This window comes from Blastococcus goldschmidtiae (genome assembly GCF_031845325.1).
Lineage (GTDB): Bacteria > Actinomycetota > Actinomycetes > Mycobacteriales > Geodermatophilaceae > Blastococcus > Blastococcus goldschmidtiae.
The window spans coordinates 26,746-35,584 of sequence record NZ_JAVREI010000024.1 but is presented as its reverse complement, the minus strand read 5'-3'; the positions used below and the strand labels follow the sequence as shown (position 1 = coordinate 35,584).

General features: G+C 73.7%; 9 protein-coding genes. 6 read left to right on the top strand and 3 right to left on the bottom strand.

The window, feature by feature from the left end; all coding sequences use genetic code 11:
- Window positions 1-232 precede the first annotated feature (232 nt).
- Window positions 233-694, bottom strand: coding sequence for a MaoC family dehydratase (locus tag RM425_RS20800; protein WP_311347146.1), 462 nt, complete (start codon window positions 692-694; stop codon window positions 233-235).
- 69 nt (window positions 695-763) lie between these two features.
- On the opposite strand from RM425_RS20800, the gene folP reads away from it, so the two are divergent.
- The 4 genes from folP to RM425_RS20780 all read left to right on the top strand — a co-directional run bounded on the left by folP (window position 764) and on the right by RM425_RS20780 (window position 4,633).
- Window positions 764-1,624, top strand: a complete 861-nt coding sequence (folP, locus tag RM425_RS20795) for a dihydropteroate synthase (RefSeq protein WP_311347145.1) — start codon at window positions 764-766, stop codon at window positions 1,622-1,624.
- Window positions 1,625-1,778: 154 nt separating this feature from the next.
- A complete protein-coding gene (locus RM425_RS20790) occupies window positions 1,779-2,204 on the top strand; it encodes a PaaI family thioesterase (protein WP_311347144.1) in 426 nt (141 codons plus the stop codon).
- A 74-nt stretch (window positions 2,205-2,278) separates the two neighbouring features.
- Window positions 2,279-3,877 carry a 4-coumarate--CoA ligase family protein gene (locus tag RM425_RS20785; RefSeq protein WP_311347143.1) on the top strand — a complete coding sequence of 533 codons (1,599 nt, stop codon included), beginning with the start codon at window positions 2,279-2,281 and terminating at the stop codon, window positions 3,875-3,877.
- A gap of 105 nt (window positions 3,878-3,982) precedes the next feature.
- Window positions 3,983-4,633 carry a lysophospholipid acyltransferase family protein gene (locus RM425_RS20780; protein ID WP_311347142.1) on the top strand — a complete coding sequence of 217 codons (651 nt, stop codon included), beginning with the start codon at window positions 3,983-3,985 and terminating at the stop codon, window positions 4,631-4,633.
- Window position 4,634: 1 nt separating this feature from the next.
- On the opposite strand, the gene RM425_RS20775 is transcribed toward RM425_RS20780, so the two are convergent.
- Window positions 4,635-5,633 (bottom strand): AraC family transcriptional regulator, encoded by a 999-nt coding sequence (locus RM425_RS20775; RefSeq protein ID WP_311347141.1) that lies wholly within the window; start codon window positions 5,631-5,633, stop codon window positions 4,635-4,637.
- 152 nt (window positions 5,634-5,785) lie between these two features.
- Here RM425_RS20775 and RM425_RS20770 point away from each other — a divergent pair, with 152 nt between their 5' ends.
- A complete protein-coding gene (locus tag RM425_RS20770) occupies window positions 5,786-6,487 on the top strand; it encodes an NAD(P)-dependent oxidoreductase (protein WP_311347140.1) in 702 nt (233 codons plus the stop codon).
- A 67-nt stretch (window positions 6,488-6,554) separates the two neighbouring features.
- Window positions 6,555-7,547, top strand: coding sequence for an NAD(P)H-quinone oxidoreductase (locus tag RM425_RS20765; protein ID WP_311347139.1), 993 nt, complete (start codon window positions 6,555-6,557; stop codon window positions 7,545-7,547).
- 54 nt (window positions 7,548-7,601) lie between these two features.
- Here the strand turns inward: RM425_RS20765 and RM425_RS20760 are convergent, their stop codons facing one another.
- Window positions 7,602-8,834, bottom strand: coding sequence for a cysteine desulfurase-like protein (locus tag RM425_RS20760; protein ID WP_311347138.1), 1,233 nt, complete (start codon window positions 8,832-8,834; stop codon window positions 7,602-7,604).
- Window positions 8,835-8,839: the final 5 nt, after the last annotated feature.

Genomic DNA, 8,839 nt, shown 5'->3' with positions numbered 1-8,839 from the left:
GCGTTCTACGTGGACCCGGTGGAGGACGTGACGGTGCAGTTCTTCACGCAGCTGCTGCCCTCGAGCACGCTGCCGATCCGCAACTACCTGCGCCAGCTGGTCAACCAGGCCCTCGTCGACTGATCCCCGCGATCCCGTCCGGGATCAGGGTCCCTGATCGTGCAGCGTCCTCCCTCACGTCCGACGGTGAGGGAGGACGCTCGATGATCAGGGACCCTGATCCCAGCGGGCCTCAGACGTAGCGGCGGTAGACGACGGTCGCGACCATCGCCGGCTTGCTGCCGCCCTCGATCTCCATCGTCACAGCGAGATTCATCGCGATGCCCCCGGCGAACGGGGTCGCGGACTCCATCGTCGCGCCGGCCCGCACGCGGGCACCCACGGGCACCGGCGAGGGGAACCGCACCTTCTCGGTGCCGTAGTTCACGCCCATGCTGAACCCGGTGATCGTGACGATCTGCGGGACCAGCGACGGGAGCAGCGACAGCGTCAGGTAGCCGTGCGCGATCGGGCCGCCGAAGGGGCTGTGCTCCTTGGCCCGCTCCGGGTCGGTGTGGATCCACTGCTGGTCGCCGGTGGCATCGGCGAACTGCTGCACCTGCTCCTGCGTGATCGTCACCCAGTCGCTGTAGCCCAGGTGCTGCCCGACCAGCCCCTGCACGCCCTCGACGCCGTCGACGGTGGTCTGCGCCATGTGCTCGTCCCTCCACTGATGTCTGGTTGGCTGACTCCACCACACCGGGCGAGCCTGAGGAGGAACGGGTTGCTGCGACTGGGCGCGCTGGACGTGCCGGACGGCGCTTTCGTCGTCATGGCGATCGTCAACCGGACCCCCGACTCGTTCTACGACCGCGGGGCGACCTTCGAGCTGGCCGCCGCCGTCGAGCGGGTGGACCAGGTCGTGGCCGAGGGCGCCGACATGGTCGACGTCGGCGGGGTGAAGGCCGCCCCGGGTGAGGACGTCGACGCCGCGGAGGAGATCCGGCGCACGGTGGACCTGGTCGCCGCGATCCGCGCCGCCCACCCGACCCTGCCGATCTCGATCGACACCTGGCGCGCCGAGGTGGCCCGCGAGGCGCTCGCCGCCGGCGCCGACGTCGTCAACGACGCCTGGGGCGGGGTGGACCCGGAGCTGGCCGCCGTCACCGCCGGGGCCGGCGCCGGGATCGTCTGCACGCACGCCGGCGGGCTGCCGCCGCGCACCCGCCCGCACCGCGTGCAGTACGACGACGTCGTCGCCGACATCGTGGGACGGACGACGGCGCTGGCCGAGGCCGCCGTCGCCGCGGGGGTGGACCGGGAGCGGGTCCTGGTCGACCCCGGGCACGACTTCGGCAAGAACACCCGGCACTCGCTGGAGGCCACCCGGCGGCTGGGCGAGCTGGTCGCGACCGGCTGGCCGGTGCTCGTGGCGCTGTCGAACAAGGACTTCGTCGGCGAGACCCTGGGCGTGCCGCTGGAGGAGCGGCTCACCGGCACCCTGGCCGCCACGGCGGTGAGCGCGTGGCTGGGCGCCCGGGTGTTCCGCGCGCACGACGTCGCTCCCACGCGGCAGACGCTGGACATGGTGGCGTCGATCCAGGGCACCCGGCCGCCGCTGCGCACGGTCCGCGGGCTGGCCTGAGCGATGACATCGCGGTCCTCCGGACCGCACCGCCACCAATAGCCGTCCCCCACTGGCGCTGAGCCGTTGCCCATGTCCCGGTCGGGAGACCCTCCGGGCCCCCGCGACCGGTCCACCCGGACCGGCTTCCGGCACCGCTGGCTACGTTTCAGCCATGGCCGCCACGGGATTCCACACCGCCGATGAGCTCAACGCGCTGTTGCCGGGCACCTTCCCCGGGCTGCTGGGCATCGTCGTCGACAGCCACGAGCCCGGCCGTCTCACGAGCCACCTCGACGTCCGCCCCGAACTGCTGGCGCCGAACGGCTACCTGCACGCCGGCACCGTGGTCACGCTGGCCGACACCTCCTGCGGCCTGCCCACCCGCGCGCTGCTGCCCGAGGGCTCGAGCGGGTTCACCACCATCGAGCTCAAGAGCAACCACCTGAGCACGGCGCGCGAGGGGCGGATCACCTGCGAGGCCACCAACGCCCACGCCGGGCGGACGACGCAGGTCTGGGACGCCGTGGTGCGGAACGCAGAGTCAGGGAAGACCATCGCCCTGTTCCGCTGCACCCAGTCGGTGCTCTGGCCGCGCTGAGCGCGACCAACCCGCGTGTGCCGCCGGACACGCCGGATGTGAGACTGGCGCCACACCAGCAACGAGGAGGCACCGTGGCACTGGCCAGTCCGTATCCCGACGTCGAGATCCCGAACGTGTCCGTCCCGGAGGCCGTCCTCGCCGCCGGCAGGGAGCGGCCCGACGCCCCCGCGCTCATCGACGGCCTCAAGGGTGACGTGATTACCCACGGCCAGCTGGCCGGCTACGTCGACCGCGTCGCGGCCAACCTGCACGCCCGCGGCCTGCGCAAGGGCGACGTCGTCGCCGTCTTCTGCCCCAACACGCAGTGGTTCCCCGTGGTCTTCCACGGCATCGCTGCCGCCGGCTGCGTCATGAGCCCGATCAACTCGCTCTACACGCCCGACGAGATCGCCTTCCAGCTCAAGGACTCGGGCGCGAAGATCCTGATCACGATCTCGATGTTCATGGACCGGGCGTCCGCCGCCGTGGAGAAGTCCCCGGTGGACGAGATCGTGGTGCTCGACGGCGCCGAGGGCCACGCCAACCTGTTCGACCTGCTGGGCGCCGACGCCCCGAGCGTCACGGTGGACATCGACCCGGCCAACGACCTGGTCACGCTGCCCTACTCCAGCGGCACCACGGGCCTGCCCAAGGGCGTCATGCTCACCCACCGCAACCTGGTGGCCAACGTGACCCAGTGCCTGCCGCTGCTCAAGACGGGCGCCGACGAGCGGATCATCGCCGTCCTGCCGTTCTTCCACATCTACGGCCTCACCGTGCTGATGAACCAGGGCCTGGCGCTGGGCGGCACGGTGGTGACCCTCCCGCGCTTCGACCTGGAGGACTTCCTCCGCACCATCCAGGACCACAAGATCACCCGGGCGTTCGTGGCGCCGCCCATCCTGCTGGCGCTGGCCAAGCACCCGCTGGTCGACCAGTACGACCTGAGCTCGCTGGAGTCGATCCTCTCCGGCGCCGCCCCTCTGGACGAGCAGCTGGCGCTGGCCGTCGAGCAGCGGCTGCGCAAGGGCGCCGACAGCGGCGTCACCGTCGGGCAGGGCTACGGCATGACCGAGCTGTCCCCGGTCTCGCACACCACCCCCGACCTGGACGCCATGCCCCCCGGCGTCTCCGTCTCCGTGCCCAAGGGCTCGGTCGGCTTCGCGATCCCGAACACCGAGTGCCGGCTGATCGATCCCGCCACCGGTGAGGACGCCGCACCGGGCGAGCGCGGCGAGCTGTGGGTCCGCGGCCCGCAGGTGATGAAGGGCTACCTCAACAACGAGGAGGCGACCCGTTCCACCGTCGACGCCGAGGGGTGGCTGCACACCGGCGACGTCGCCGTCGTGGACGACAACGGCATCTACACCGTCGTCGACCGGGTCAAGGAGCTGATCAAGTACAAGGGCTACCAGGTGGCCCCGGCCGAGCTGGAGGCCGTGCTGATCAACCACCCGGAGATCGCCGACGCAGCGGTCATCGGCGTGCCCGACAAGGAGAGCGGTGAGGAGCTGCCCAAGGCGTTCCTCGTCCGCGCGCAGGGCTCGGAGGTCACCGAGGAGGCCGTCATGGCCTACATGGCCGAGAAGGTCGCCCCGCACAAGAAGATCCGCTTCGTCGAGTTCATCGACGAGGTGCCGAAGTCCGCGGCCGGCAAGATCCTCCGCAAGGAGCTCAAGGCCCGCGTCTGACCGGAGTGCACCGGGGCGTTCCCCGGGGTAACGCACGGAGACGACCGGACCCCGGCCGCCGCGATCCCCGCGGCGGCCGGGCCCGGCTGACGTGAGGACGCCCCGATGCTCCCGCTCTACTGGCTCACCGTCCAGACGGTCGGCACCGCCATCCGCGGCGGCTGGAAGCCACAGGTCAGCGGGCTGGAGCACGTCCCGGCCGAGGGCGGGGTCGTGCTGGCGGGGAACCACCAGTCCTTCGCCGACCAGCTGTTCCTGGGTGCCGTGCTCCCCCGGCACGTCGCCTTCTGGGGCAAGACCGAGTACTTCACCGGCACCGGCCCGCGCGGCGCCCTCAACCGCGGCCTCATGCACGGGCTGGGCGTCATCCCGGTGAACCGGGACGGCGGCGCGGCCTCGGACGCGGCGTTCGAGTCCGCCGTGCCGGTGCTCGAGGGGGGCGGCATGGTCGCGGTCTTCCCCGAGGGGACCCGCTCACCCGACGGACGGCTGTACCGCGGCCGCACGGGTGCGCTGCGGCTAGCCCAGCGCTGCGGGGTCCCCGTCCTCCCGGTCGGGATCACCGGCACCCGTGACGTGCGACCCAGGGACCTGCTGGGCCGGGGACGGCCGCCGGTCGCCATCCGTTTCGGCCCGCCGGTCGACGTCACCGGCGCCGACGTGCGCACCGCCACCGACGCCCTGATGGCGACGATCCGGGAGCTCAGCGGCCAGGAGTACGTGCCGCACTACGCCGAGAAGAAGAAGGCCGCGTGACCTACGCCCGCGCGATCGCGGGCGGGCCGGCCGGTGCACGGTCGGCCGCCGCGTCCGGACGGCCGCGCGCCGCCACCGGCGGTACGCCCGTCACCCGGCGGTAGGCCCGGGAGAACGCCGCCTCCGACTCGTACCCGACCCGGCGGGCCACCTGCCCCACCCGGGCGCCGCGGGCCAGCTCCGCCGTCGCCAGGTGCATGCGCCAGCGCGTGACGTAGCGCAGCGCGGGCTCCCCGGCGAGCTCGGTGAAGCGCGCGGCGAAGGACGACCGCGACATCCGCGTCTCGCGGGCCAGCAACTCCAGCGTCCACGGCGCGCCCGGGTCCTGGTGCACGAGCGACACCGCCCGGCCGACCTGCGGATCGCGCAGCGCCCGGAGCCAGCCGGGCCCGGTCGCGCCCGTCTCCAGCCAGCCTCGGATCGCCTGGATGACCACCACGTCGGCCAGCCGGGTGACCACCGCCTCGGCACCGGGCCGGTCGTGGCGCACCTCGTCGGTGATCATCCCCAGGAGCACCGGCAACCAGCCGCCGCGTGCCGGGTCATCGCCCTCGACCAGCAGGACCGGGGGCAGCAGGTCGAGCAGGTGCGCCGGCCCGGGCCGCTCGGGTTCCAGGACGCCGCAGAGCAGCCGCGCCGGCTCTCCTCCCCCGTCGAGCCGGAGGACGGAGTAGTGCGGGTCGAGCATCTCCTGCGGCAGCAGGTCGGCGCGGCCGGCGATGGGCGCGTCCGGCCCGCTGCGCAGCAGGTGCCCGCGGCCGTGCGGCACCAGCGCGAGGTCGCCGGCCCGCAGCGCGTGCACCTCCCCGTCGACCTCGAGCAGGCAGCTGCCCTCGGTGACCACGTGGAAGCTCATGCACCCGTCCAGCGCGGGCATCTCCAGCCCCCACGGCGCCATGCCCTCGGCCCGGCAGTAGAAGGTGCCGCGCATCCGGAGGTCGCCCAGCACGCCGCCGAGCGGGTCTATGGGGGCCCACGGGAGAGCGCCTTCCACGTCCATGGCGCCATCGTGCCCTGGATCGGACACCGTCCGGACTCGCTGGACGGACGGTCATGCTTTCGGGATCCACGGCCATTCTCCGCACCCGTCGTCCCGGTGAGGCTGGACGGCGTCGGCACAGCGCCGACGAACGACCGGAGGAGGAGCAGGTCATGAAGGTGTTGGTCGTGGGAGCAACGGGTGGAACGGGACGGGCGGCGGTGGAGGGGCTGGTCGCCGGCGGGCACGAGGTCACCGCGCTGGCCCGGCGGGCGAGCACGGTGTTCGGCGGGCAGGCGGGCGTCTGGCCGGTCGACGGCGACGCGACGCTCGCGGCCGACGCGGACGCGGCGGTCCGCGGTCAGGACGCCGTCGTCGTCGCGCTCGGCATCGCGGAGAGCGCCGTGCGGGTGCGGCTGCGGGGACCGGCCGGCACGCCGGGGGACGTGCGCTCCCGGGGCACGGCCACCGTCGTGGCGGCCATGCGGCAGCACGGCGTGCGACGCCTGGTCGTGCAGTCCTCGTACGGCGTCGGCGAGACCCGGGACCAGCTGCCGCTGTCCTCCCGGCTGGTCTTCGCCCTGCTGCTGAAGCCGCAGATCGCCGACCACGAGGTGCAGGAGGACGTCGTCCGCCGCAGTGACCTGGACTGGACGCTCGTGCAGCCGGTCTACCTGACCGACGGCGACGAGCCGGCCGCCCGCTCCGTCGACGGGTCGGTCGAGGGGATGAAGGTGTCCCGCCGGGCCGTCGGTGAGGTGCTCGCCCGCCTGGCCACGGGTGCGGACGACGTGGGCCGGTGCGTCTCGGTGTCCGGAGCGACCGGCCCCCTGCCGGGGCCCGACGCGAGCCTGCGAGCGGCGGGGGGCAGCTGAAGGACCCCCTCCCCCCGCTCCTCGCACGCTCGGAGCGGTGCCCTGGAGGGGGCCATAGGGTCGGGCCATGCGCGCGGTGACGATCAGCGAACCCGGAAGCCCCGACGTCCTCGGCTGGTCGGAGGTGCCCGACCCGGTCTGCCGCCCGGGCGAGGTGATCGTCGACGTCGCCGCCACCGCGGTGAACCGCGCGGACCTGATGCAGCGGCAGGGCTTCTACCCACAGCCGTCGGGCGCCAGCGAGATCCTCGGCCTGGAGTGCAGCGGCGTCGTCAGCGAGCTCGGCGAGGGCGTCCTCGGCTGGTCGGTCGGCGACGAGGTGTGCGCGCTGCTCTCCGGTGGCGGGTACGCCGAGCGCGTCGCCGTCCCGGCCGGGCAGCTGCTGCCCAAGCCCTCCGGCGTCGAGCTGGCGACCGCCGCGGCGCTGCCCGAGGTCGTCTGCACCGTCTGGTCCAACGTCTTCCTGCTCGCCGGCCTCTCCCGCGGCGACAGCTTCCTGGTGCACGGGGGCTCGAGCGGCATCGGCACGATGGCCATCCAGCTGGCCGCCCGGGCCGGCGCACGGGTGTTCACCACGGCCGGCACGCAGGCCAAGCTGGACGTCTGCCGCGAGCTGGGCGCCGAGGTCGCGATCAACTACCGCGACGAGGACTTCGTCGAGCGGGTGCGCGAGGCGACGGACGGGCGCGGGGTGGACGTCGTCCTGGACAACATGGGCGCCAAGTACCTGGACCGCAACGTCGACGCCCTCGCCGTCGGCGGACGGCTGGTGATCATCGGGATGCAGGGCGGCAGCAAGGCCGAGCTCAACATCGGGAAGCTGCTGACCAAGCGGGCCTCGGTGCACGCCACCGCGCTGCGCTCCCGCCCGGCGACCGGGCACGGCGGCAAGGCCGAGATCATCGACGCGGTGCGGCGTGACGTGTGGCCGGACGTCGAGCGCGGCACGATCCGCCCGATCGTCGACCGGCGGCTGCCGATGTCGCGGGCGGCCGAGGCGCACCGGGTCGTGGAGGCCAGCGAGCACGTCGGCAAGGTCCTGCTGCTGCCCGCCGACTAGGCCCCGTCCCGAGGCTCGCCCCGAGCGTGCGAGGGGTGAGGACGGGGTCCTTCTTCAGCGGGGGCGGGGCACCGGGCGCGGGCGCAGCGCGGCGACCGCGTCGATGACCAGGCCGACCTCGTCCGGGGTGTTGTAGTGCATCAGCCCGACCCGGACGACGCCGCCGTCCTCGGTGACCCCGAAGGCGTCGAACAGCTCGCGGGCGTAGGCGTCGCCGTCCCAGACGCAGATCCCCTGGCGGTTGAGCTCGGCGGCCACCTGCCGGGGGCGCATGCCCTCGACGCGGAACGCCAGCGTCGGCGTCGTCCGCACCGGCCGGCCCAGCACCTGCACGTGGCGCATCGCGCGCAGCGCGTCGTCCAGCCAGCCGAACAGCTCCCCCTCGTACCGGGCGACCGCCGCCATGGAGGACCGCAGCCGGTCCCTGCGGGAGCCGGTCGCCCCGCCGTCCAGGGCGGCGAGGTGGTCGACGGCGGCGGAGACCCCCGCGTACAGCTCGTAGGGGGCGGCACCGGCCTCGAAGCGGTCGGGGACCTTGTCCGACATCGGCAGCAGCTTGTCCGGGTGCAGGTGGGCCAGCAGCTGCGGATCGGCCACCACCGCGCCCACGTGCGGGCCGCACCACTTCGACGCCGACAGGGCGACGAAGTCCGCCCCCATGGCCGTGCGGTCCAGGTACATGTGCGGGGCGGCGTGGGAGGCGTCGACGTAGACCATCGCCCCCACCGCGTGCGCCCGGTGCGAGATCTCGGCGACCTCCGGGCAGGTGCCGATCGCGCTGCTCGCCGCGGTGAGCGCCACCAGGCGGGTCCGCGGGCCGAGCAGGTCGTCGTACTGCCAGGCAGGCAGCTCACCGGTCTCGATGTCCACCTCGGCCCAGCGCACGGCCACACCGCGCTCCGCGGCCAGCTGGACCCACGGCCGGATGTTGGCGTCGTGGTCGAGCCGGCTCACCACGATCTCGTCGCCCGACCGCCACGTCTTGGCGATCGCCCGGGCCATCGCGTACGTCACCGCCGTCATGCTCGCGCCCAGGACGACGCCGCCGGCGACACCGCCGACCAGGTCGGCCACCGCCGCGCGGGCACCGGCGACCAGGCCCTCGGCCCGCGCCGAGGCGGCGAACACCCCACCCCGCTCGGCGACGGGCATCCGCAGCACGTGACCGACCGCCCGGGCGACGTCCTCGGGCAGCAGCGCACCGCCGGGACTCTCGACGTGGACGTGGCCGTCGGCCAGCGCGGGGAAGAGGCCGCGGACCCGAGCGACGTCGAGCCCGGCCTCCATGCTGG

Excerpts from the sequence above, each read along its gene's own strand:
- RM425_RS20770 (WP_311347140.1), top strand. The coding sequence starts at position 5,786 with ATGAAGGTGTTGGTCGTGGGAGCAACGGGTGGAACGGGACGGGCGGCG.
- RM425_RS20775 (WP_311347141.1), bottom strand. The coding sequence starts at position 5,633 with ATGGACGTGGAAGGCGCTCTCCCGTGGGCCCCCATAGACCCGCTCGGC.
- RM425_RS20760 (WP_311347138.1), bottom strand. The coding sequence starts at position 8,834 with ATGGAGGCCGGGCTCGACGTCGCTCGGGTCCGCGGCCTCTTCCCCGCG.
- RM425_RS20780 (WP_311347142.1), top strand. The coding sequence starts at position 3,983 with ATGCTCCCGCTCTACTGGCTCACCGTCCAGACGGTCGGCACCGCCATC.
- RM425_RS20790 (WP_311347144.1), top strand. The coding sequence starts at position 1,779 with ATGGCCGCCACGGGATTCCACACCGCCGATGAGCTCAACGCGCTGTTG.
- RM425_RS20765 (WP_311347139.1), top strand. The coding sequence starts at position 6,555 with ATGCGCGCGGTGACGATCAGCGAACCCGGAAGCCCCGACGTCCTCGGC.
- RM425_RS20800 (WP_311347146.1), bottom strand. The coding sequence starts at position 694 with ATGGCGCAGACCACCGTCGACGGCGTCGAGGGCGTGCAGGGGCTGGTC.